Raw genomic sequence first — 21,633 nt, 5'->3', positions numbered from 1 at the left:
GATGCCGGTCGCGGCCTTCTCGTCGGACAGGTCCTCGGTGTAGGCCAGGCGGGAGTGGTCGTCCAGGGCGGTGTGCAGGTAGGCGTATCCGGTTCCGTCTCGACGGTCCTGGTTGGCCCGGCCGGCTGCGCGGCCGAGGACCTTGTGGCCGCCGCCGTCGGGGATGCGGCCGAGTTTCTTGACGTCGATGTGGACCAGTTCGCCGGGCCGGGCGCGTTCGTAGCGGCGGACGGGCTCGCCGGTGGCCCGGTCGACGGCGGCCAGGGCGGGCAGGTGGTGCCGGACGAGGATGCGGTGGGCGGTGGAGGCGGCGATGCCGGTGCGGGCGGCCAGCCGCAGCGGTCCGATCCGGTGCTCGCGCCGCAGGTGCACGACCTGCTGTTCGACCGCGGCAGGAGTCTGGCGGGGGCTGTGGTGGGGGCGGCTGGAGCGATCGTGCATCCCGGCCTCGCCCAGCTGCCGGTAGCGGCTCGCCCAGCGGGCGGCGGTGGTGTGGCTGACCTGGAAGCGTTCCGCGGCCCGCCGCAACGGCCAGCCGTCGTCCACGACACACCGGGCCAGACGCAGCCTGCCGGTCGGGGTCAGCGGGGCATTACGGTGGGACACGAGGGCCTCCTGCGGTCGGGCGTAGATGTCGCAATCCACACCGAACCCAGGATGCCCTCACCTGTTCAAGCACCCAGACCGCGTGTCACCAACGTCCCGGGACAGCACAGCTAGGGCCTCTCTTTCGGATCTTGCCGGGGTCGCGGGGTCCTCGGAAAGCAGCGTCCCCCGAAGCCGGCCCGACCCGAAAGGAAGACCTTGGGACGGCACCGGCTCACAGGGAGCCGGACGTGGCCTCGGGCTGCTCCAGGGCCGCGTCCAGCGTCGGCTGCGGGGGCAGCAGCCGGGCCAGGCCGGTGGTCCTGAGCACCCGCAGGGTCAGCGGGTGCGTGCACACCAGGCGCAGCTCGCCGCCCTGGCCGAGGACCCGGCCGCGGGCCCGGTACAGCAGCCGCAGTCCGGAGCAGTCGAAGAAGTCGACCCGGCTGAGGTCGATGACGACCCGGGCACCGGGCCGGGCCGTCACCAGGTCCAGACAGGGCAGGATCTCCGCCGCCGCGGCGATGTCGATCTCCCCGCGGAACTCCAGCACGGTGTGGCCGCGGTCCCGGTGGACGCGCAGATGCCGGGTGAGCGGCGCAGGTTCCTGCTGCACGACGACATCGCCTCCAACCGAACCTGATACGGCGGGGTGACGGATCACCGGGCCCAAAACCCGTCCCCGCCCTGCAAGTTACCCTCGTTGGAGTGAATTCCAGCATGTTCGGTTGACATATGTCATCGAATTGCGGCCGTGTCTTGCCGCGAAGTGCGGTCAGTCGACCAGCAGCACCAGCTTGCCCGTCGTGCGGCCGGTGTCGCCCAGCTCGTGCGCCTTGGCGGCCTCTGCCAGCGGGAAGGTCCCGGCGATCGTGGCGCGCAGCCGGCCCGTCTCGACCAGGTCCGCGATCGCCCTCATGCCGTGGTGGTCGGCGTCGACGAGCATCCTCATCGCCCGCACCCCGAGCCGCTCCGCCTCCTGGTGGAACTCCTCCGAGCCGACCGGCAGGATCGAGACCACGATCCCGCCCGGCCGCAGCACCCGCAGCGAGCGCACGGAGGTGTCGCCGCCGAGGGTGTCCAGCACCACGTCCACGTCCCGCACGGCCTCGGCGAAGTCGGTCGTCCGGTAGTCGATCGCCTCGTCCACGCCGATCTCCCGCAGGAAGTCGTGCTTGCCCGCGCTCGCGGTGCCGATGACGTACGCGCCGTGCGCCTTCGCGATCTGCACCGCCACGTGGCCCACCCCGCCGGCCGCCGCGTGGATCAGCACTCGCTGCCCGGGCCGCAACCCGGCCCGCTCCACCAGCGCCTGCCACGCGGTCAGCGAGACCAGCGGCAGCGCGCCCGCCTGGACGTGGTCGATCCCGGCCGGCTTGTGCGTGAAGGCGCGGGCGGGGGCGGTGACGTACTCGGCGTGCGAGCCGTGGCCGAACGGGTAGGGCAGCATGCCGAAGACCTCGTCCCCGGGCTGGAAGAGGGCGACCCCGACGCCGGTCGCCTCGACCACGCCGGAGACGTCCCAGCCGAGGACGAAGGGCGGCTCGCCCAGGAAGCCGCCGGTGGCCCGGTGCTTCCAGTCGGTGGGGTTCACCCCGGCGGCCCGCACCCGGACCAGTACCTCGTTCGGCCGCGGCTCGGGCCGCTCCAGCGTCACTTCCCGGAGGACCTCGGGGCCGCCGAGGACGTCCTGGCTGATGGCGCGCATCGTGTTCACATCGTTCATGGTGAACCAGCCTGCCCCGATCCGCGCGGCCGGAAAATGGCAAGATTGCCAACCTTCGATAGGATCGTGCCATGAGGCGAACGGAACGGGTGGTGGTGCTGGCCCTCGACGGTGTCTATCCCTTCGAGCTGAGCATCCCCCACCGGATCCTCGGCGCGGCCGACGGACACTACGAGGTGCTGACCTGCACGGTCGACGGGCAACCGGTACGCACCAGCGCGGACTTCACCGTCACCGCCGACCACGGACCGCAGGTGCTGGCCACCGCCGACACGGTGGTGATCACCGCCGTACCGCCGGCCCGGATCGCCGAGCGGCTGCCGGACGAGGTCGCCGCGGCACTGGCCCGCATCCCCGCGCACGCGCGCGTCGTCTCCATCTGCACCGGCGCCTTCGTCCTCGCTGCGGCCGGACTGCTCGACGGCCGCCGGGCCACCACCCACTGGCACGTCGCCGAACGCTTCCGGCGCGCGTTCCCCCGGGTCACCCTCGACCCGGATGTGCTCTTCGTCGAGGACGGCCGGTTCCTCACTTCGGCGGGCGCCGCCTCCGGGGTCGACATCTGCCTGCACCTCGTGCGCTCCGACCACGGCAGCGAACTCGCCAACGCGGTGGCCCGCCGCTGCGTGGTCCCCCCGTTCCGCGACGGCGGCCAGGCGCAGTACATCGAGCAGCCCGTGCCCGAGCAGGGCGCCGCGAGCACCGCCGGGACCCGCGCGTGGGCCCTCGGGCGCCTGGACGAGCCGCTGGCCCTGGCCGACCTCGCCGCCCACGCCCGGATGAGCCCGCGCACCTTCGCCCGCCGGTTCAACGACGAGGTCGGGCTCAGCCCCGGCCGCTGGATCGTCCAGCAACGCGTCGCCCGGGCCCGCCACCTCCTGGAGTCCAGCGACCTGACGGTCGACCAGATCGCCGGCCGGGTCGGCTTCGCCACCGGCGCCTCCCTGCGGCAGCACCTGCACGCCGCGATCGGCGTCTCCCCGCAGGCGTACCGGCGCACGTTCCAGGCGGCCCCGTCAGGGCCCGCGACGCCCGGCAAGGCCGACAGAGAGGCCGTTGCGGCCGCAGGCGCGGCGCGCCCGGTGGAGATCCGGGCGGGGAAGGACACCGGACGGTCACACTGAGGGGGCGCACGTGATCTCCGTACGACGACGCGACGACCCGTCAGGAGGCTGTCCGACCATGACCCCACCACCCGCACGCTCCGCGCGGCAGCGCAGGCTGGACTCCCTGCACCGGCTGGAGAACGACGTCGACGCCTGGGTGGCGACGGCCGACGCCGACGGGGGCCTCCCGCACCTCGTGCCGCTGTCGTTCGTCTGGGACGGCGCCACCCTCCTGCTGGCCACTCCGGCGGAGAGCCGGACCGGGCGGAACCTCCGTACGACCGGCAGGGCGCGGCTGGGGATCGGGCCGACCCGTGACGTGGTGCTCGTGGAGGGCACGGTCGAGGCCGTGCCGCCGGCCGACCTGCCCGAGGAGGACGCCGAGATCTTCGAGGCCAAGACCGGCTTCGACCCGCGCCGTCTCGCCACGCCCTACCTGTACTTCCGCGTCCACCCCCAGCGGGTGCAGGCCTGGCGCGAGGCCGACGAACTGGACGGGCGGGAACTGATGCGTGACGGTGAGTGGCTGGCCGCCGACTGAATCCGCGGGGCCGGGATATCCGGAGGGAAGGGGCGGCGGGGCAGGCACGTCCGGCCGCCGGAATCTTCGGAGGAGACATGCCACTGGTGACCGCCGGCGTGGTGGTGCTCGACTGCGCCGAGCCCGAGAAACTCGCCGTGTTCTACAAGGAGTTCCTGGAGGGGGAGGAGACCGCGGCCACCGCCAACCTGGTGGAGATCCGCGGCGCCGACGGAATGCGGATGGCCTTCCGGCGGGACGCCAACGCGACCCCGCCGAGCTGGCCGCGCCCCGAGAACTCCCTCCAGGCCCATCTGGACTTCCAGGTCGAGGACCTCGACGCGGCCGAGCGCCGGGTCGTCGAGCTCGGCGGCCGCCCGCTGGAGGCGAAGGACGCGCCCGGCCCCTACGAGGAGCGCTCCTGCTCCGACCCGGCCGGTCACTCCTTCACCCTCCGGCGCGCCCGGCCCAAGGCGCCCAAACAGGGCTGACGTCCCACAAGAGAGAGGCCGACGCCGGCCGGCCGCACCCCGGTTTCCGGGCGCGGCCGGCCGGCGTCGGTTCAGTCGCGGCCGCCCTTGGACTTGGCGGGCCACACTCCGGTCGAGCGCTCGATGGCCTTGGCGCCCGCGCGGTCCACCGCGCTGCGCACCACGGCGAAGATGGCCCCCTGGACGGCCGCGGCCAGCAGGATCTCGCCCCAGCCGCGGTCCTCGTCGAGCGCGTCGGGAGCGTCCTCCTCGTGGCGGACCGCCTTCCACACGGCGCGGAAGGCCATCCCGGCCAGCGCTCCGCCCGCCCAGCCCAGCGTGAACCCGACGGGCTGGTAGGCGAGCGGGAGCTTGTTCTTCTTCTTGGCCACCTGTGTCTCCTTCTAGTGCGTGCGGTACGTGTCGTACCGGTCGTTCGTGCTCATCGGCGGCGGTGTGTGCCGCGTGCGCCGGGCGCCGCGCGAACGGGGCGGCGGCGGGGGAGTGGTCAGGGCCTGCCCCGGACCGGCACCTCCTCCCCGGCGCGCACCGGCCCGGGAGCGGTCCCGTCCCCGAAGGGCCGGCCGCCGAGCTCCTCCCGGTGATGCGGCGTCAGCCAGCCGGACAGGTCCGGCCCGAGGGGCACGATCCCGGTCGGATTGATGCCGGTGTGCACCTGGTGGTAGTGACGCTTGATGTGGTCGAAGTCGACCGTGTCACCAAAACCCGGTGTCTGGTACAGATCGCGGGCGTACGCCCACAGCACCGTGTTCTCCGCCAGCTTCCAGCGGTTGCACTTGAAGTGTCCGTGGTAGACGGCGTCGAAACGGACCAGTGTGGTGAACAGCCGGACGTCCGCCTCGGTGATCGTGTCCCCGACGAGATAACGCTGCCCCGCCAGCCGGTCCGCCAGCACCTCCAGCCGCCGGAACACACCCGTGCACGCGGCCTCGTACTCCGCCTGGCCGGTGGCGAACCCGGCCCGGTACACGCCGTTGTTGACGTCCTCGTACACCTCCGCCATCACCGTGTCGATCTCGGTGCGCAGCGTCCGCGGGTACAGGTCGGGGGCCCCGGGCCGGTGCAGGGCCGTCCACTCGGTGGCGAGGTCCAGGGTGATCTGCTGGTAGTCGTTGGTGACGAGCCGGCCGCTGGGCATGTCGACGATCGCGGGCACGCTGACGCCGCCCGGATGGCCCTGCTCCCGGGCGTCGTAGGCCTCGCTGAGGAACCGGATGCCGAGGACGGGGTCGCGGCCGTCCGGATCGAGGGTGAAACGCCAGCTCCGGTCGTCCTGGACGGGGTCGGTGACGGCGAGCGAGAGGGCGTCCTCCAGACCGAGCAGCCGCCGTACGACGAGCGCCCGGCTCGCCCAGGGGCAGGCGCGGCTGACGACCAGGCGGTAGCGCCCGGCCTCGACCGGCCATCCGTCCCGCCCGTCCGCGGTGATCCGGTCCCTGAAGTGGCTCCTGGACCGCTTGAAGGCGCTGTGCCCGTAGGCGCTGTTGCCGCCGCCCCCGCCGCTCATGTGTCCTCCTGCCGTACGACGGTCCCTGCGACTGTCCTGGTGAACGCGTTCCCCGAATTCGCCCAGTGGCACGGTATGAGCCAGGGTGGCCGGGGCATTCGGCGAAGGTGAGCGGGACACCTACGGAAAACACGACGGACGACATGACGGACAACGCGAACGACCGGGCGCCGGACGGCTCGAGGCACCAGGCGCACGATCACGCGGAGGACCGGGATCCGGACCGGGCGCCGGAGCGCGGCACGGACGGCAAGGAGGAAGGGGGAGGAGAAGGAGAAGGAGAAGGAGAAGGAGAAGGGGCCGGGAAGGCGGCGGACCGCAGGACACGGATCACCGTGCTGGTGGCCCTCGCGGCGAATCTCGTCATCGCGGTCGCCAAGGCCGTCGGCGGCCTCCTCGCGGGCTCGCCGGCGCTGCTGTCGGAGGCGGCCCACTCCGTCGCCGACAGCCTCAACGAGGTCTTCCTGCTGGCCGCGCTGCACCGCAGCCGCCGTCCCGCCGACCGGCAACACCCCTTCGGCTACGGCAAGGAGCGGTTCTTCTGGTCCCTCCTCGCCGCCGTCGGCATCTTCGTCATGGGCGGCTGCTTCTCCTTCCTCCAGGGCATCGAGGCCCTGCGCAACGGAGCCGAGGAGTCACTCGGCGGCTACGTTGCGGGGCTCATCGTCCTCGGCGTCGCCCTGCTGGCCGAGGGCGTCTCCCTGCTGCGGGCCCTGCACCAGGTGCGCCGCCAGGGCGGCAAGGGCGGCCTGCGCGACCCGGCACTGCGCACCGTCGTCGCCGAGGACGGCACCGCGGTCCTCGGCGTCACCCTCGCCATCATCGGCATGGCGCTGCACATGATCACCGGCCAGGTCGTCTGGGAGGCCTCCGCCTCGCTGGCGATCGGCGTCCTGCTCGTCTACGTCGCCTACCGGCTCGGCCGCGACGCGCGCGACCAGCTGATCGGGGAGGCCGCCGACCCCGAGCTGGCCGACCGGATCAGGAACCTGCTCCGGGCGCAGCCGGAGATCGACAGCGTCGAGGCGCTGTTCACCATGAAGATGGGCCTCGACTGCGTCATGGTGGCCGCCCGGATCGATCTGGTGCCCGGCCTGGACAGCGAGAAGGTGGAGGAGATCTCCGTGCGCATCAAGCGCTCCATCGCCCGCACCGTGCCCGAGGCGGACCAGGTCTTCCTCGACGTGACCGACCGGCGGACCGAGCGGAAACGCGAAAGCCCCGCCGCGACGGGGGAGCGCGGCGGGGCCTGAGGAGCGGATGCCCGGCCTCTGACGGCTTCATGCGCCCCGGCACGGGGATTTCCCTCCGGCCGGGCATCCCCTCCGTGTCAGTGCCCGTCGGCCGGCTCCAGCACGAAGACCGGGATCTCCCGCGAGGTCTTCTGCTGGTACTCGGCGTAGGGGGGATACGCGGCGACGGCGCGCTCCCACCACTCGGCCTTCTCGGCCCCCGTGACCTCACGGGCCGTCATGTCCCGCTTCACCGGCCCGTCCTGCAGCTCCGCGCGGGGATCGGCGGTGAGGTTGAAGTACCACACGGGGTGCTTGGGCGCGCCGCCCTGCGAGGCCACCACGGCGTACCGCCCGTCGTGCTCCACCCGCATCAGCGGCGTCTTGCGGATCTTCCCGCTCTTCGCGCCCCGGGTGGTCAGCACCACGACGGGCAGACCCGTGTCCAGCAGCGTGGTCCCCTTGGTCCCGCCCGAGCTCTCGTACAACTCCACCTGATCCCGGACCCACTGGGCCGGGCTGGGCTCGTACTCGCCCTCAAGAGGCATGGCGTCCGTCCTCTCTCGCGTCCTGTCGCGGATCTCGCGTCGCCGTGCGACGACGGTGGCCACACGATTCATCCCTACCGCGTTCCCCGGGAAGCCCATCCGCCCCCTTCGGCCACGCCCACGCCCGCGGTGGTGCCCGGCGGGCGGCCGGGGCCCGGGACGGCACCCTCGGCGCACCGCCTCACGCGGACGGCACGACCACCCGTAGCGCGTGTGCGGACGGCAGGCACCGCCTCACGCGGGCCGATCGACCATTCGTACCGCCCGACGAGGGCGGCCCGCACCGCCTCACGCGGATCACACGACCATCCGTACCGCCAGCACCGTCATCACCGCGCTCGAGACCAGGGCCGTGACCAGCCGCCCACGGTGACCGGTCAGGGCGCGGCCCAGCAGTGCGCCACTCCCGGCCAGCAGCAGCTGCCAGCTCGCGGAGGCGGCGAAGGCCGCCAGCACGAAGACCCCCTGTTCCAGGGGCGGCACGGCGGCCGCGGTACGGCTGCCCAGCACCAGCGCCGCGAAGTAGATCACCGTGGCCGGATTGAGCAGGGTGAGGCCCAGGAGCCCGAGATAGGCGCGCGCGGGACTCGGCGCGGCGGTGTCCGGCGGCCCGGCCGGGCGACGGGCCCGGTACCGCCGCAGCGCGGTGACCGCCCCCCACCCGGCCAGCGCGGCCAGCACCAGGGCCGACACCCAGCGCAGCGGCCCCAGCACCGGCCGCAGAGACGCGGCCAGGGCGGCGCCCCCGAGCGTGGCCAGCAGGGCGTAGACGCCGTCGGCGGTGGCGACGCCGAGCGCGGCGCACCAGCCGGTCCGCAGCGAGGTGCGGGCGGTGAGGGAGACGAGGTAGGCCCCGACGGCGCCGACGGGCACGGCGATGCCGAAGCCCGCGAGCAGCCCCGCGACGAGCGCGCCGGTCACGGCCGTACCGGGTCGGACCTCCCGGGACGGCCGGGCTGCTGTCGGCGCGCCGCCGGGCAGCGGGCGGCAAACGGCGGCAGCGGGAACACGGCACTCGTGGACATGGCCGGATCCTGCGGTCCGGGGCCGCGCCACCGCAACCGAATTACGCGGAGGGACGGAACCGGGCCCCGGCCGGATCCCGCGGAGGACGGAAGCGCATCCCGGCCAGATCCCGCGGGTCGCCGATCTGGCCGAACTTCATGTCGTGCGTTGGATGCCTCGGGCATCTAATGAAGATCGGCACGACGCACTCATCGTCTGCGAGGTCTTCATGACGGAACTGTCGGAACCCGTCGCCTTCCCCCAGGACCGCACCTGCCCCTACCACCCGCCCACCGGCTACGACCCGCTGCGCACCGCCCGCCCGCTCACCCGCATCGCCCTCTACGACAGCCGCCCGGCCTGGCTCGTCACCGGGCACGCCCTCGCCCGCGAGTTGCTGGCCGACCCGCGCCTGTCCACGGACCGCACCCGGGCCGGCTTCCCCACCGTCACGCCCCGCTTCGCCGCGGCCCGCGACCGCAAGGTCGCGCTGCTGGGCGTCGACGACCCCGAGCACCGCACCCAGCGGCGGATGATGATCTCCAGCTTCACGCTCAAGCGCGCCACCGCGCTCAGGCCCCGCATCCAGCGGATCGTGGACGGCCTGCTGGACGCGATGATCGCCCAGGGGCCGCCCGCGGAACTGGTGAGCGCCTTCGCGCTGCCGGTGCCCTCCATGGTGATCTGCGAGCTGCTCGGCGTGCCCTACGCCGACCACGAGTTCTTCGAGGAGCAGTCGCGCCGCCTGCTGCGCGGCCCCTCCGCCGCCGACACGCAGGACGCGCGCGAGCACCTGGAGACCTACCTGGGCGCGCTGCTCGACAGCAAGCTCAAGGACCCCGGTGACGGACTGCTGGACGAACTCGTCCGGGAGCAGGTGCGGGAGGGCGCCCCGGACCGCGACGAGCTGATCTCGATGGCCGTCATCCTTCTGGTCGCCGGCCACGAGACGACCGCCAACATGATCTCCCTCGGCACCTACACGCTGCTGCGGCACCCCGAGCGGCTGGCGGAACTGCGCGCCGACCCCGCGCTGCTGCCCGCCGCGGTCGAGGAACTGATGCGGATGCTCTCCATCGCCGACGGCCTGCTGCGGGTGGCCGTCGAGGACGTCGAGGCGGCGGGTACGACGATCCGTGCCGGGGACGGCGTGGTCTTCTCCACCTCCGTCATCAACCGCGACGAGGACGTCTACCCCGCTCCGGACAGCCTGGACTGGCACCGCCCGGCCCGCCACCACGTCGCGTTCGGCTTCGGCATCCACCAGTGCCTCGGCCAGAACCTCGCCCGCGCCGAACTGGAGATCGCCCTGAGCACCCTCCTCGACCGGCTGCCCACCCTCCGCCTGGCCGCCCCGCCGGACCGGATCCCGTTCAAACCCGGCGACACGATCCAGGGGATGCTGGAACTCCCCGTGACCTGGTAAGAGGCTGCCGTCATGCACATCGACATCGACAAGGACCGCTGCATCGGCGCCGGTCAGTGCGCCCTGGCGGCCCCGGGCGTGTTCACCCAGGACGACGACGGCTTCAGCACCCTGGTGCCCGGCCGGGACGACGCGAGCGGGGACCCGATGGTCCGGGAAGCCGCCCGGGCCTGCCCCGTCGGGGCGATCACGGTGTCCTGAGCGGCGGACCGGCCCGACCGTCCGGCGGGCGGCCGGGCGGCACGGCGACCGGGTGCGGTCCGCGGCCCGCCGTCCACAACGCCTCCGCCCGCTCCCGCCGTCCGTCGTCTGCGTGCCGGGGGCGGTCCTCGCGCGGCCGTCCGGTGAGGTGCTCCGCGGCCCGGTTCAGTAGGGTTCCCGGATGACCGAGCGGGCCGAGCGGGCCGAGAAACCCTTCCTCTACGTCGTCGTCTGCGGCGCGGGCGTCGCCGCGGACGTCGGCGAGCTGATCGCGGCCGCGCAGAAGCGCGACTGGGAGGTCGGCGTCATCGCCACTCCGGTCGCCATGGGCGGCTTCTTCGACACGGAGGCGGTCCAGGCCCGGACCGGCCGGCGCATCCGCTCCGCCTGGCGCACCCCGGGCGACCCCCGCCCCTTCCCGCCGCCCGACGCGGTGGCCGTCGCCCCCGCCACCTTCAACACCGTCAACAAGTGGGCGGCCGGCATCGCCGACACCCTCGCCCTGGCCACCCTGTGCGAGGCCGCGGGGCTCGGCGTCCCGGTCGCCGTCCTGCCGTGCGTGGCCGACGCCCTGGCCGCCCACCCCGCCTACCAGGAGAGCCTGCGGCGCCTGCGGGCCATGGGCGTCCGGTTCGGAGAGCCGTACTCCGGCGAGCCCGTGGCGGGCGGCGGGAGGCCGGAGTTCGGCTGGGCGCGGGCGCTGGAGCTGCTCGACCGCCGCTGATCCTGGCCGGTCGACGACGCCCTGGTCGCGGGTCTAGACGCAGTCGATCGTGGGGCCCGCCAGCATCCCGCCCGTGTAGAGGTCCTGGCCCCTCGGCATCCAGTAGCCCAGCTTCGACACGACCGTGGAGCAGGCGGAGCCGAGCGTCACCCGGACCCGCACGGTGTCGGGGTGCCCCGGCTGAAGGTCCGTCAGGGAGCAGTCGAGGGCGTGCGGCAGCCGGGTCCTCGCCGGGTAGCGGCCGACCAGCGGGTTGACGCAGCGGGGGTCGTCGGTGGCGATCCGCGCGCCCGAACCCTCCCGCGCGATCAGTCCGAGGCGGGCGTTGCCGTCGCCCGCGTCGCTGTCGCGGGACACCGTGTACGTCACCGTGGTGATGGAGTTCCTCCGCAGCGTGGTGCGGTCGGTCACGATGCGGTGCGTGGGCTTCGGCTTGGGCGCGGTCAGGGTGAGCGTGGTGTGCACGGTGCCGGTGAGGTCCACCGCCGCGGGAGCGGAGCGAGCGCGCACGCGGGCCGTGATCTCGTACGTACCCGGGCCGGGGTACTCGCCGGAGCCCGGCAGGGTGCCGGAGGCCACCGTGACCCCGTTCCTGGCGGCGGTCCAGGTGCCCGAAGTACGGCAGGCGTAACGGGCCTTGGTCGCGGGATACCCGCAGGCCGCCGGCGCCGAGACCGCCATCATCGGGGTGCCGCTGCCCGCGCAGAGGCTGACCGCGGCCCACTGGTGGTCGGGGCCGCGCAGGACGCCCGCCGGGGCGCACAGGGTCGCCGGGGCGTCGTCGGCGGGCGCGGCGGGCGCACTCGTCCGGCCCCACGCGGGCGACACCAGGGCAAGGGGAAGCGCGGCCGTGCTGATGAGCGTTCTGAGGGTCGTCGGACGTGTCGGCACGTGGTCCTCCCGCACGGCCAGGACCGGCCCCGCGCCGGTCTCCTGGGCCGAGGATGCGGGACCGGGGCGGGCGTCCGGCCGTTCCCACGCCGCGCGGTCACCTGTGGGCAGCAACCGCCGGAGCGCCGGTGACCCGGTCGGACCTGCCCGGTCCCGGCCGCGTCCCACAGCCCGCACGCCGCCGGCGTCCACGGACCTCCGGGGCGCGAACTTCCGGCACACACCGCGAGCCGATCGGTTCTCGATACAGGAAATGCCGTATTGATCGATTGGGAATCACTTTCCTTCTCTGAATTGACAAGACGTCAATAAGGTGGCTCCGGGTGGGTCGTCCGAAAAACGGCGCGATCACTTGTTACGCCGCGCTGACCTGTGCAAAGGTGTGCCCTGTCGGCGCGCGGGCAATGGGTTTACCGGTCCGCGCGGCGCTCATTCGAGATGCCGACGTCCCACTTGGTACCCGTTGGTACGGACACATTCCGCGGTGTGTGGAGGAATTCAGCCGTGAACGACCCTGGCCTGCCGAATTCCCGCCAGCGTTCCGGCCGGCCCGCGACCACGGACGAGGAACTGAGCGCCGAACTGCGGAAGTGGACGGGCGGCACCCCGGCCGTCAGTCCCGTGGGCCAACTGCTGGACCGGCACTGGGAAGCGGCCTGCGCCTACGCCCGGCTGTGCACCGACGGCCCGCATCCCGCCGGGATGCTCACCACCGCGGCCTTCACCCGCCTGTTCGGGCAGACCCTGCGGCAGTCCGGTCCGGCCGCCGCGTGGCGGCCCCAACTGCTGGTCACCGTACGCCGGATAGCGGCCGAGTGGGCCGCCGACCACCGGCTGGAGATGCTCCACCCCGAACTCAGGGCCGCGGCCGGCGAGGGCGAGCGGATCGCCGCGCGGCTGCTGCCGCCGACCGACCGGCGCCTGCTCTCCCAGGCGTTCCAGCGGCTGCCCGAGGCGGCCCGCGCGCTCCTCTGGCACACCGAGGTGGAGGCCGAGCCGCTCGCGGCGCCGGCCCGGCTGCCCGGCCTCGACGAGGAGGGGGCGCGCATCGAACTGCGGCGGGCCCGGGAGCGGCTGCGCGAGGAGTGCCTCCAGGTCCACCGCGAACTCGCCCCCGAACAGGACTGTCTGCGCTACTTCCGGCTGCTCGACGTCACCTACCGGCGCGGCGGCGTCGCCATGGACCCCGACCTCGCGCGGCACCTCGCCGGCTGCACGCACTGCCGTCACACCGCCGACCAGCTGGGCCGGTTCAACGCCGACCTCGGCGGCGCGCTGGCCGAGGGAGTGCTCGGCTGGGGCGCCCGGGCCTATCGCGCGTCCCGCCTGGGCGCCCTCGAGGAGACGCCGGGCACAGAGAGGGGACCGGACCCGGCCGAGACCCCGGGCGGAGCCGAGACCTTCCTGCCCTCGTCCCCGACCGCACCCGCCGCCGGCGGGGCTTTCGGGTCCGCGCCCAGGGGCGTCCCTGTGGGCGGTGAGGACTTCGGGGCCGCGTCGCTCGTAGGGCCCGGCAGCGGTGGGGACTTGGGGGCCGCGTCGTCCGTAGCAGGCGGCGGCGGTGGGGACTTGGGGACGGGTTCGTCCGCAAGGTCGGGCGGGCGCCAGGACTTGGGGGTCGGTTCGCACGCGGGGTTCGGCGGTGGCGGGGTCTTCGGGCCCGTGCTCTCGGGTGCGGCCGACGGCGCCGAGGCCTTCGCTTCCGCGTCTCCCGCGGCGTCCGCCGGCGGCGGACGCGCGCCGTCGCCCAGGACCGCGGGCCGCCCGTCCCGGCGGCCCGTCGCACCGCGCCGCGGGGCGGGGACGGCGGCCGGGGCCGCCGAGGTGTCCGTGCCCTCGGCGTCTTCCGCGACGGCTGCCGGACCCCGGACCGCAGGCCGCCGTTCGGCCCACCGGGCGGCCCGGCGCGCCGCCCGCCGGCGCAACCTCACCGTCGCCGTGGCCACCGTGAGCGGCCTGGTCGTCCTGCCGCTCGTCCTGTGGTCCGCCCTCGGCTCCGGCGACGGCGGCGCCCCGGGCACGGACGCCAGGCCCTCCGACACCCCCGGCTCCCCCTCCGACACCCCGACCGCCGGGCCCTCGTGGGCCGGGGCCGACCGGGCCGGGCAGACCACCCTGCGCGGACGGCTGCACAACGTGGCGTCCGGGCTGTGCGTAGGCCTGGTCGGCAAGAAGGCGGTCAAGGGAGCGGAGGCCGAGCTGGCGACCTGTTCCTCCACGCCGGGCCAGCAATGGATCTACGAGAGGGACGGGTTGCTGCGCAGCGCCGCCGCCCCCGGCCTGTGCCTGGACTCCCACCTCGGCTACTCGGTCCAGTTGGCCCCCTGCACGGAAGCCGGCCGGCCGGGCGCCAAGGACGTCCGCTACGACTTCACCCCGCACGGCCTGCTCGTCCCGCGGTTCGACCAGGACCTGGCGCTGACGCCCGCCGCCACCGACGGCGCGGGCTCCCTCGTGCTCAAGACCCGCGCGGACAGCGAGGTCCAGCGCTGGGTGATCGACACCTCGCAGCCCGACCTGCAGATGGCGGCGGTCGACTGGGACGCGGCCGGCAGCCCCTCCACCGGGGCCACCCCCGGGCGCTCGGCGTCGGGTAAGCCGTCGGCCGTACCGGCTCCGTCCGCCGCGCCGACCGGGCCGGCCGGGCAGCCCACGCCCGCCGGCTGCTCCCCGTACGGCTACCGTTGCCAGGGCGACGGCCGCAACGACCGTGGGCACGGCTACGGACACGGCTCCGGGTACGGATACGACGGCGGCTCCGGGTACGACGGCGGCTACGGCGGCTACGGCGGCTACGGCGGCTACGGGGGCCGCTGAGCGGCCTCAGTGGTGGTGGGGCGGCGGCGGAGGCAGGGTGGCCAGGCCGGGCGCGGCCTCCGGCCACACCAGCAGCACCGGGCACGGCGCGTGGTCGACGACGAACCGCGCGGCCGGTCCCAGGCTGTGCGGGCCGAGCCTGGCCCGGTCGCCGTCGCGGGCCAGCACCAGCAGATCGGCGCCCTCGGCCGCCGCCACCACCTCGCGTTCGACCCGTCCGGTCCGCTCCATCCGGGCGCACGGCCCGCCGAGCCGGGCGGCGGCCGCGTCCATCAGCTCGGCCGCCGACGTGCCGCCGAGGTCCGTCAGCCGGTCGCCCGGATCGCTGCCCCAGCTCCCGGCCGGGGTGTGCCCCCGGGGATGGCCGCGGCCGAGCAGCCCGGCGAACGCGCCGTGCGCCACGTCGGCCACCTCCGGACCGCTCACATGCAGCAGCACCACGTCGGACGCGTCCGGCGCATGGGTGCGCACGGCGTCCACGCAGGCGGGCCAGGTGCCCTCGACGAGCCAGACGATCACGCGCATCAGTTCGGCCTCCTCCGGTCAGCCTCACAGAACGAGCAGCGAACCCCACAGTGCCACCACGGCGGGAACGAGGGCGGCGGGCACGGCCAGCAGACCGAGCCGGGTGAACTCCCTCAGGTCGACGCCGTGTTCGTGCTGGTGCACGATCCGCCGCCACAGCAGCGTCGCCAGCGAGCCCGCGTAGGTGAGGTTCGGGCCGATGTTCACCCCGAGCAGCACGGCGAGCACGGCGCCGGGACCCGCCGGGACCGTCAGCGGCAGCAGCACCAGCACGGCGGGCAGATTGTTGATCAGGTTGGCCAGCACGGCGGCCAGCGCGGCGATGCCGAGCAGCGCGGGCAGCCCCGTGCCGTCGGGCAGTACGTGCCCGAGCGCGCCGGCGAGCCCGTTGTCGACCACCGCGCGCACGACGACGCCGAGCGCCAGCACGAACGCCAGGAAGGACGGCGCCGCGGCCCGCACCACCGTCAACGGGGTCGCCTTCCGCCGCAGCAGCGCCCGTACCGCGAGGACGAGCGCCCCTGCCAGCGCCGCCCACGCCGGCTCGACGCCGAACGCGGAGGTCACCACGAACCCCGCGAGCGTGCACGCCACCGTGACGAGCGCGAACAGGGGAAGCTCCGGCCGCCCGGCACTACGGCCCGGGGGCGCCGCGGCCGCCAGGTCGCGGACGAAGAAGCGGCGGAAGACGGCGTACTCGGCACCGATCGCGACCAGCCACGGAAGCGCCATCAGCGCCGCGAACCGGGTGAAGCTCAGTCCGCTCGCGGCGAACGCCAGCAGGTTGGTCAGGTTGGAGACCGGCAGCAGCAGCGATGCCGTGTTCGACAGATGCGTGCAGGCGTACACGTGCGGTTTGGGGCGTACGCCGGTGCGCGCGGCCGTGGCGAACACCACCGGCGTCAGCAGCACGATCGTCGCGTCCAGGCTGAGCACGGCGGTGATCGCCGAGGCCAGTGCGAACGCCGCCGTCAGCAGCCGCACCGGGCGGCCCCCCGCCCAGCGGGCCATCCACGCCCCGCACGCCTGGAACAGCCCCTCCACGTCGCAGAAGTGGGCCAGCACCAGGACGGCGGCCAGGAACCCCACCACGGGCCCCAGCCGCTCGGCCTCCTCGCGGGCGTGGTCCAGGGAGATCGCGCCGGTGGCGACGGCGATGCCGGCGGCCGGGACCGCCATGACCGCCTCGGGCAGGCCGAAGGGGCGGACGACGGCCCAGGCGAGCACGGCGACGAGCAGGACGACGGACAGGCCCTCGGCGAGCGGGGTGTTCAGGACTCGGTCCTCCGGACGCGATCAAGTGGTGCGCGCCCCATCAAAGCAAACGAGCGGGGGAGAGGCGCCCTCAGGCGCCCGTCCCCGGGCCGGGGGATGCGGGGTCAGGCGCCCGTCCCCGGGCCGAGGGGTGCGGGGTCAGGCGCCCGTCCCCGGGCTGAGGACCGTCAGGAACACCGAGGAGGCGTTGCCGCCGACCGGCACCCGGCCTCCCGTCCAGGTGACGGTGAGGTGGTCGCGCTCGTCCGGCGGGGTGACGATCAGCGCGGCGGGCGTCGCCGTCCTCGCCCCGCTGATCTCGGGGTTGGAGAAGCTCAGTCCCGCCCAGGCGCTGCGGCCCGGCTTCAGGGTGACCGTCGTGGGGCTGCCTTCCGAGCGCTTGGGGTCCGGGCCGAGCTGCCCTCCGGCGGCGTCCACGAAGGCGGCCCCGGGGTAGCCGTGCAGGGTGCAGGTCCGGCCGGAGGCGTTGGTGAGGACGATCGGGAAGTTCTCCTGACCGGCGCCCGGGTTGTTGCGGCCCACCGACGCCCGCAGTTCGGAGGTGTGACAGCGGGTGCTCGCGGCGGCGGTGGCCTTGCCGGTGCCGGCGCTCTTCCCCGCGCCCGTCCGGGCGGCGGAAGGGCCGGTGGCCGCGGCGGTGGCCGTCCTGCCCGTGCCGGTGCCGCCGCTGGCCTCGGTGCCGCCGGTGGGTGTCGTGGCGGTCGTCGGGGCGCCGGTCGCGGGCGCGGCGGTGCCCGACACCTTCCGCGGAGAGCCCGTCGCGCCGCCGTCGTTGCCGCAGGCGGTCAACAGGCCCAGCACGGCGGCCGCGCTCGCGAGCAGCACCGCCCGGTGGTGAGTCGGGGACGTGTGCGCCATGTTCCACACTCCTGGAGGTTCGCCGCACGCGTCCGCCGCGTGCGTCCGGCGCCTCGTGCGCCGTCATGAGTGTCCGATGCCGGGACCGCGCGAAAGGTTCGCGGTTCGCCGTGATTTTTCCCGAACATGGCCGGGTTCTCCCGTCCGCGGACGGGTGATCCCGAGGGTGAGTGGGCGCGGTACGGAAAGTGCCGCTGAGACGGATCACGGTCGTGGCACGTCGGCTGGGGCGGCCGCGCGGCAGCCCGCGCAGTTGTGGCGCCGCGCCCATCACCGCCCCCTCCCGCGTCCCGGGCAGCATGCCCCGCCCGGCGAGGTCCGTCGGGGGCTGGACGGTGCGCAGGCCCGCCAGGAGGGCGAGCCCCCCCGGCGGCTGTGGCGGGTCGCCCGGCGTCTGCCCCGCAGCAGCCGGGGGCGGACGGGGCGGCCGGTTCAGCGGGCGCCGGGCCGGTGCTCGGTGATCCAGCGGGCGGCGAGGAGGCCGGAGGCGGCGGTGAGGACGGCGGCGGCGAGGACGGTGGCGTTCAGGCCGAGGGCATCGGCGAGGACGCCGGCGACGAGGGCGCCGGCGGCGTAGCCGATGTCCCGCCAGAACCGGTAGGTCCCGAGCGCGTTGGCGCGCCAGGCGGGGTGAGCGTGGTCGGAGATGGACGCGATGAGCGCCGGGTAGACCATGGCGGTGCCCAGGCCGAGGGCGACAGCGGACAGGACGCCCGCGAGCAGGGGCCGCCCCAGCAGGGCGAGGGCGAGGACGAAGCCGCCGGCTTGGACGAGCATGCCGTAGACGATGAGCGGTTTGCGGCCGATGCGGTCGGCGAGGTGACCGGTGGAGATCTGCCCGAGCCCCCACAGGATGGGGTAGAGGCCCTTGATCAGCCCGACAGCCGCGATCCCGAGCCCGTGGTCGGTGAAGAGCAGGGGGAAGACGCCCCAGGTGAGGCCGTCGTTGAGGTTGTTGATCAGCCCCGCCTGGCTGGCGCCGCGCAGGGAGCGGTTGTGCCAGGAGGTGCGGGTGAACGTGGCCTTCAGACCGGTGTCCTCGTCGGTGGGCAGCGGGGCGGTGTGGTGGGCGAGTTCGAGAGCCACGTGGGCGGCGGTGTCGCGGACGACGAGAGCCAGGGCGAGCCCGGCGGCGACGAAGACGACGCCGATGAGCTCAGGGACCGGGCGCAGGCCGTAGCCGGTGGCGAGATAGCCGGTGAGCAGAGCGGTGACGCCGACCGCGGTGTAGCCGGCGGCTTCGTTCAGGCCGGTGGCCAGCCCGCGGCGCGCCGGACCGACGAGGTCGATCTTCATGTTGACCGTCATCGACCAGGTCAGGCCCTGGTTCAGGCCGAGCAGGACGTTCGCTGCGACGATCCAGCCCCACGAGGGGGCCCAGGCGAGGGCGAAGGGAACGGGGACGCCGATCAGCCAGCCGGCCACCAGCAGCTGCTTGCGACGGAACCGGGCGGTCAGTGCCCCGGCGGCCAGGTTCGTCAGCGCCTTGGTGAGGCCGAAGGCGATGATGAAGGAGAACACCGCCAGATCGCTGGTCAGGCCGAACGTCTCGGAGCCGATGAGCGGCACGGTGGTGCGCTCCAGCCCGACCAGGCCGCCGACGCAGACGTTGACGATGACCAGCAGGGTGAACTGCAGCCAGTTCTCCCGGAGTCCGAGTTGTACAGGACGCTTGGTCGCGTCGGTCGGTGAGGTGGTCGTTCGGGTGGCGTTCACGAGCGGGTGTCCTCCGTGCCCTGGACGAGACGCAGGCCCTCGGCGGCGGCGTAGTCGGCCGGTCCGCCGTCGAGGACGGCGACATCGGTGTGGCCGGCGCGCTCCAGGAGGCTGGCGGCGGTCATGGCGCGTTCGCCGTGACCGCAGGCAACCACGGGGCGGTGCGGGGCGTCGGAGGCGGCGTCGACGAGACCGCCGAGTTCGATGTTGACCGCGCCGGGGACGTGTCCGGCGGTGAACTCCGACTGCTGCCGCACGTCGGCGTAGGGGCGACCGTCCGTCCGGCCGGCGGTGACGAAGGCGGCGGGTGGCCGGCGGGTGGCCGGCGGCGGTCCAGGCGGGCATACCGCCGTCGAGACGGCCGAACAGCCGCTCGTACCCGATTTTGTACGCCTGCCAGACGATCTCGCTCGGGTCCTGGTCCGGGCGCGGCCGTCGCCGAGGTCGAGCAGGTAGGCACTGTTGCCCAGCCCTTCGTCGGCGAGCGGTATGAGGTGATCCTCCGCGAAGCCCACGGCGTCCTCCAAGATCTCGGGAGGAGGGAGTGTGTGGTCACACCCTCCGGGCTCAACTACAATAATCCATGGATTTATGGAGGATGTCATGTCGGAGGACACGAAGAACGGGACGAAGGCGCGGCTGTACGACGCGTTCGCGGCCAGCGGCAAGGCGTTGGCCAGCGGAAAGCGCCTGGAGCTGCTGGACCTGCTGGCCCAGGGCGAGCGCACCGTCGACGCCTTGGCGAAGACGGCCGGGCTGAACCTGACCACCGCGTCGGCGCATCTGCAGTCCCTCAAGCAGGCCGGCTTCGTCGCCACCCGCCGCGAGGGCGTGCGCATCCACTACCGGCTCGCCGGCGACGACGTCGCTCAGCTGTTCGCGCTGCTGCGCAAGGTCGCCGAGAGGCATCAGGCCGCCGTACCCGCGGCCCGTGACGCCTACCTCGGCGAGGACACCGCGGCCGAGGTCAGCCGTGAGGAGCTGCGGGTGAGGATCGCTGCCGGCGACGTCGTCGTACTCGACGTCCGACCGGTCGAGGAGTACCGGGCCGGGCACATCCCCGGGGCGATCTCCATCCCGGTCGAGGAGCTGGCCGGCCGGATCGACGAGCTGCCGGAGGACACCGAGATCGTCGTGTACTGCCGCGGCGAGTACTGCGTCCTGGCCTACGACGCGGTCCGGCTGCTGACCGACCGCGGCCGCCGGGCGATCCGCCTCGACGACGGCATGCTGGAGTGGCGCCTGTCGGCGCTGCCCGTCGACGCCTCGGATCTGACGTGAGGGGCCCGGGCGGCGACCTCCCGCCGCACCCGGGGCCGGCCGGCGGACCGGTCTACCTGGACTACAACGCCACCACCCCCGTCGACCCGCGCGTAGCCGAGGCGATGGCCCCGTACCTGACGGACTTCTTCGGCAACCCCTCCAGCGGCCACCCCTACGGCGAGACGCCTCGACGGGCGCTGGCCGCGGCCCGCACCCGGGTCGCCGGTCTGATCGGCGCGCACGCGGACGAGGTCGTCCTCACGGCCTCCGGCTCCGAGGCGGACCTGCTCGCGCTGCGCGGCGCCGTCCTGGCCTCCGGACGCCCCCGCCCGCATGTGATCACACAGGCCACCGAGCACCCGGCCGTCCTGGAAACCTGCCGCGCGCTGGAGCGCCTGCACGGCGCGCGGGTGACCGTCCTGCCCGTGGACCGCGACGGACTCGTCGACCCCTCCGGCCTGGCCGCGGCCCTCGCCCAGGACACGGTGGTGGTGTCGGTGATGGCCGCGAACAACGAGACCGGCACCCTCCAGCCGGTCGCCGAACTCGCCTCCCTCGCCCACGAGCACGGGGCGCTCTTTCACTGCGACGCCGCCCAGGCGGTGGGGAAGATCCCGCTCGACGTGAAAGCCCTGGGCGTGGACCTGCTCACGGTCGTGGGGCACAAGGTGTACGCGCCGAAGGGCGCCGCCGCCCTCTACGTGCGCGACGGCGTGGAGCTGGAGCCGGTCGTGTACGGCGGCGGCCAGGAGCGCGGGCTGCGGGCCGGCACCGAGAACGTCGCCCTGGCCGTCGCCCTCGGCACCGCGGCCCGGATCGCCGAGGCCGACCTCGCCGACGGCGCCCCGGCCCGCACCGCCGCGCTGCGCGACGACCTCCACCGGCGGCTCACCGACGGGCTGCCCGGCCGCGTCCACCTCAACGGCCCGGAGAACAACCGCCTGCCGAACACGCTGAACATCAGCATCGACGGCGTGCTCGGCCACGACGTCCTCGCCGTCGCCCGCCGGATCGCGGCCTCCACCGGATCGGCCTGCCACAGCGGGACCCACACCCCCTCACCCGTTCTTGCCGCCATGGGCGTCGACCCGGCCCGCGCGCTCGGCGCGCTGCGGCTCTCCCTGGGCCGCTGGACCACGTCGGCGGACATCGAGACGGCGGCGACGGCCCTCATCCAGGCGGCTGCCTCGCGGTGACCGGGCCCAGCCGGTCCGACG

At 74.1% G+C, this 21,633-nt stretch carries 22 protein-coding genes and 1 pseudogene; 10 read left to right on the top strand and 13 right to left on the bottom strand.

Annotation, left to right across the window (positions count from 1 at the left end; all coding sequences use genetic code 11):
* Positions 1-6: 6 nt before the first annotated feature.
* From ACIPM1_RS09225 to ACIPM1_RS09215, 3 genes and pseudogenes are all read right to left on the bottom strand, one after another.
* Positions 7-606 (bottom strand): annotated as a pseudogene (locus ACIPM1_RS09225) (leucine zipper domain-containing protein); the annotation flags it as partial.
* A 214-nt stretch (positions 607-820) separates the two neighbouring features.
* Positions 821-1,201, bottom strand: coding sequence for an anti-sigma factor antagonist (locus tag ACIPM1_RS09220; protein WP_402431100.1), 381 nt, complete (start codon positions 1,199-1,201; stop codon positions 821-823).
* A gap of 159 nt (positions 1,202-1,360) precedes the next feature.
* Positions 1,361-2,311: an NADP-dependent oxidoreductase gene (locus ACIPM1_RS09215; protein ID WP_402431097.1), complete on the bottom strand. Its 951-nt coding sequence runs from the start codon at positions 2,309-2,311 to the stop codon at positions 1,361-1,363.
* Positions 2,312-2,382: 71 nt separating this feature from the next.
* On the opposite strand from ACIPM1_RS09215, the gene ACIPM1_RS09210 reads away from it, so the two are divergent.
* The 3 genes from ACIPM1_RS09210 to ACIPM1_RS09200 all read left to right on the top strand — a co-directional run bounded on the left by ACIPM1_RS09210 (position 2,383) and on the right by ACIPM1_RS09200 (position 4,428).
* Positions 2,383-3,435 carry a GlxA family transcriptional regulator gene (locus tag ACIPM1_RS09210; protein ID WP_402431095.1) on the top strand — a complete coding sequence of 351 codons (1,053 nt, stop codon included), beginning with the start codon at positions 2,383-2,385 and terminating at the stop codon, positions 3,433-3,435.
* A gap of 58 nt (positions 3,436-3,493) precedes the next feature.
* The gene (locus tag ACIPM1_RS09205) at positions 3,494-3,958 is read left to right on the top strand and encodes a pyridoxamine 5'-phosphate oxidase family protein (protein ID WP_402431092.1); all 465 of its coding nucleotides are present in this window, start codon (positions 3,494-3,496) and stop codon (positions 3,956-3,958) included.
* A gap of 77 nt (positions 3,959-4,035) precedes the next feature.
* Positions 4,036-4,428 (top strand): VOC family protein, encoded by a 393-nt coding sequence (locus ACIPM1_RS09200; protein ID WP_402431089.1) that lies wholly within the window; start codon positions 4,036-4,038, stop codon positions 4,426-4,428.
* A 71-nt stretch (positions 4,429-4,499) separates the two neighbouring features.
* On the opposite strand, the gene ACIPM1_RS09195 is transcribed toward ACIPM1_RS09200, so the two are convergent.
* Positions 4,500-4,799, bottom strand: coding sequence for a DUF4235 domain-containing protein (locus ACIPM1_RS09195; RefSeq protein WP_356182059.1), 300 nt, complete (start codon positions 4,797-4,799; stop codon positions 4,500-4,502).
* 116 nt (positions 4,800-4,915) lie between these two features.
* Positions 4,916-5,935, bottom strand: a complete 1,020-nt coding sequence (locus tag ACIPM1_RS09190; protein ID WP_402431086.1) for a glutathione S-transferase family protein — start codon at positions 5,933-5,935, stop codon at positions 4,916-4,918.
* A 335-nt stretch (positions 5,936-6,270) separates the two neighbouring features.
* Here ACIPM1_RS09190 and ACIPM1_RS09185 point away from each other — a divergent pair, with 335 nt between their 5' ends.
* Positions 6,271-7,188, top strand: a complete 918-nt coding sequence (locus ACIPM1_RS09185) for a cation diffusion facilitator family transporter (protein ID WP_402431844.1) — start codon at positions 6,271-6,273, stop codon at positions 7,186-7,188.
* A 77-nt stretch (positions 7,189-7,265) separates the two neighbouring features.
* On the opposite strand, the gene ACIPM1_RS09180 is transcribed toward ACIPM1_RS09185, so the two are convergent.
* Positions 7,266-7,715: a nitroreductase family deazaflavin-dependent oxidoreductase gene (locus ACIPM1_RS09180; RefSeq protein WP_356182068.1), complete on the bottom strand. Its 450-nt coding sequence runs from the start codon at positions 7,713-7,715 to the stop codon at positions 7,266-7,268.
* A gap of 297 nt (positions 7,716-8,012) precedes the next feature.
* On the bottom strand, positions 8,013-8,636 hold the full coding sequence (locus tag ACIPM1_RS09175; RefSeq protein WP_402431082.1) for a LysE family transporter: 624 nt from the start codon (positions 8,634-8,636) through the stop codon (positions 8,013-8,015).
* Positions 8,637-8,949: 313 nt separating this feature from the next.
* On the opposite strand from ACIPM1_RS09175, the gene ACIPM1_RS09170 reads away from it, so the two are divergent.
* The 3 genes from ACIPM1_RS09170 to ACIPM1_RS09160 all read left to right on the top strand — a co-directional run bounded on the left by ACIPM1_RS09170 (position 8,950) and on the right by ACIPM1_RS09160 (position 11,071).
* Complete coding sequence (locus tag ACIPM1_RS09170) at positions 8,950-10,146, top strand: cytochrome P450 (protein WP_402431079.1); 1,197 nt, start codon at positions 8,950-8,952, stop codon at positions 10,144-10,146.
* A 12-nt stretch (positions 10,147-10,158) separates the two neighbouring features.
* Positions 10,159-10,347 (top strand): ferredoxin, encoded by a 189-nt coding sequence (locus tag ACIPM1_RS09165; protein WP_392191749.1) that lies wholly within the window; start codon positions 10,159-10,161, stop codon positions 10,345-10,347.
* A 181-nt stretch (positions 10,348-10,528) separates the two neighbouring features.
* Complete coding sequence (locus tag ACIPM1_RS09160) at positions 10,529-11,071, top strand: flavoprotein (protein WP_402431075.1); 543 nt, start codon at positions 10,529-10,531, stop codon at positions 11,069-11,071.
* Positions 11,072-11,104: 33 nt separating this feature from the next.
* Here ACIPM1_RS09160 and ACIPM1_RS09155 read toward each other — a convergent pair whose 3' ends face one another.
* On the bottom strand, positions 11,105-11,962 hold the full coding sequence (locus tag ACIPM1_RS09155; RefSeq protein ID WP_402431072.1) for a hypothetical protein: 858 nt from the start codon (positions 11,960-11,962) through the stop codon (positions 11,105-11,107).
* A gap of 504 nt (positions 11,963-12,466) precedes the next feature.
* Here ACIPM1_RS09155 and ACIPM1_RS09150 point away from each other — a divergent pair.
* Positions 12,467-14,779, top strand: a complete 2,313-nt coding sequence (locus ACIPM1_RS09150) for an RICIN domain-containing protein (RefSeq protein WP_402431069.1) — start codon at positions 12,467-12,469, stop codon at positions 14,777-14,779.
* A gap of 6 nt (positions 14,780-14,785) precedes the next feature.
* Here the strand turns inward: ACIPM1_RS09150 and ACIPM1_RS09145 are convergent, their stop codons facing one another.
* The 5 genes from ACIPM1_RS09145 to ACIPM1_RS09125 all read right to left on the bottom strand — a co-directional run bounded on the left by ACIPM1_RS09145 (position 14,786) and on the right by ACIPM1_RS09125 (position 19,410).
* Entirely contained in the window at positions 14,786-15,304 is a 519-nt protein-coding gene (locus tag ACIPM1_RS09145; protein WP_402431066.1) for a universal stress protein, read from the bottom strand.
* A gap of 24 nt (positions 15,305-15,328) precedes the next feature.
* Positions 15,329-16,579: an arsenic transporter gene (locus ACIPM1_RS09140; RefSeq protein WP_402431841.1), complete on the bottom strand. Its 1,251-nt coding sequence runs from the start codon at positions 16,577-16,579 to the stop codon at positions 15,329-15,331.
* Between the two features lie 138 nt (positions 16,580-16,717).
* Positions 16,718-17,437: a DUF4232 domain-containing protein gene (locus tag ACIPM1_RS09135; RefSeq protein ID WP_402431064.1), complete on the bottom strand. Its 720-nt coding sequence runs from the start codon at positions 17,435-17,437 to the stop codon at positions 16,718-16,720.
* A gap of 432 nt (positions 17,438-17,869) precedes the next feature.
* Positions 17,870-19,153 carry an MFS transporter gene (locus ACIPM1_RS09130; RefSeq protein ID WP_402431061.1) on the bottom strand — a complete coding sequence of 428 codons (1,284 nt, stop codon included), beginning with the start codon at positions 19,151-19,153 and terminating at the stop codon, positions 17,870-17,872.
* A complete protein-coding gene (locus ACIPM1_RS09125; protein ID WP_402431058.1) occupies positions 19,150-19,410 on the bottom strand; it encodes a rhodanese-like domain-containing protein in 261 nt (86 codons plus the stop codon). Before ACIPM1_RS09125 ends, ACIPM1_RS09130 begins: the two co-directional genes overlap by 4 nt.
* 346 nt (positions 19,411-19,756) lie before the next feature.
* Between ACIPM1_RS09125 and ACIPM1_RS09120 the strand changes: the two genes are divergently transcribed.
* Together ACIPM1_RS09120 and ACIPM1_RS09115 are read left to right on the top strand one after the other, a co-directional pair.
* The gene (locus ACIPM1_RS09120) at positions 19,757-20,434 is read left to right on the top strand and encodes an ArsR/SmtB family transcription factor (RefSeq protein WP_402431055.1); all 678 of its coding nucleotides are present in this window, start codon (positions 19,757-19,759) and stop codon (positions 20,432-20,434) included.
* Positions 20,431-21,612, top strand: coding sequence for a cysteine desulfurase family protein (locus ACIPM1_RS09115; RefSeq protein ID WP_402431052.1), 1,182 nt, complete (start codon positions 20,431-20,433; stop codon positions 21,610-21,612). The genes ACIPM1_RS09120 and ACIPM1_RS09115 overlap by 4 nt, the downstream gene beginning before the upstream one ends.
* Positions 21,613-21,633 lie beyond the last annotated feature (21 nt).

This window comes from Streptomyces sp. NPDC086766, assembly GCF_044746005.1.
In the GTDB taxonomy this organism is placed as follows: domain Bacteria; phylum Actinomycetota; class Actinomycetes; order Streptomycetales; family Streptomycetaceae; genus Streptomyces.
Note: the sequence above shows the minus strand (reverse complement) of the source record. Positions and strands in the feature narration are given on the sequence as shown.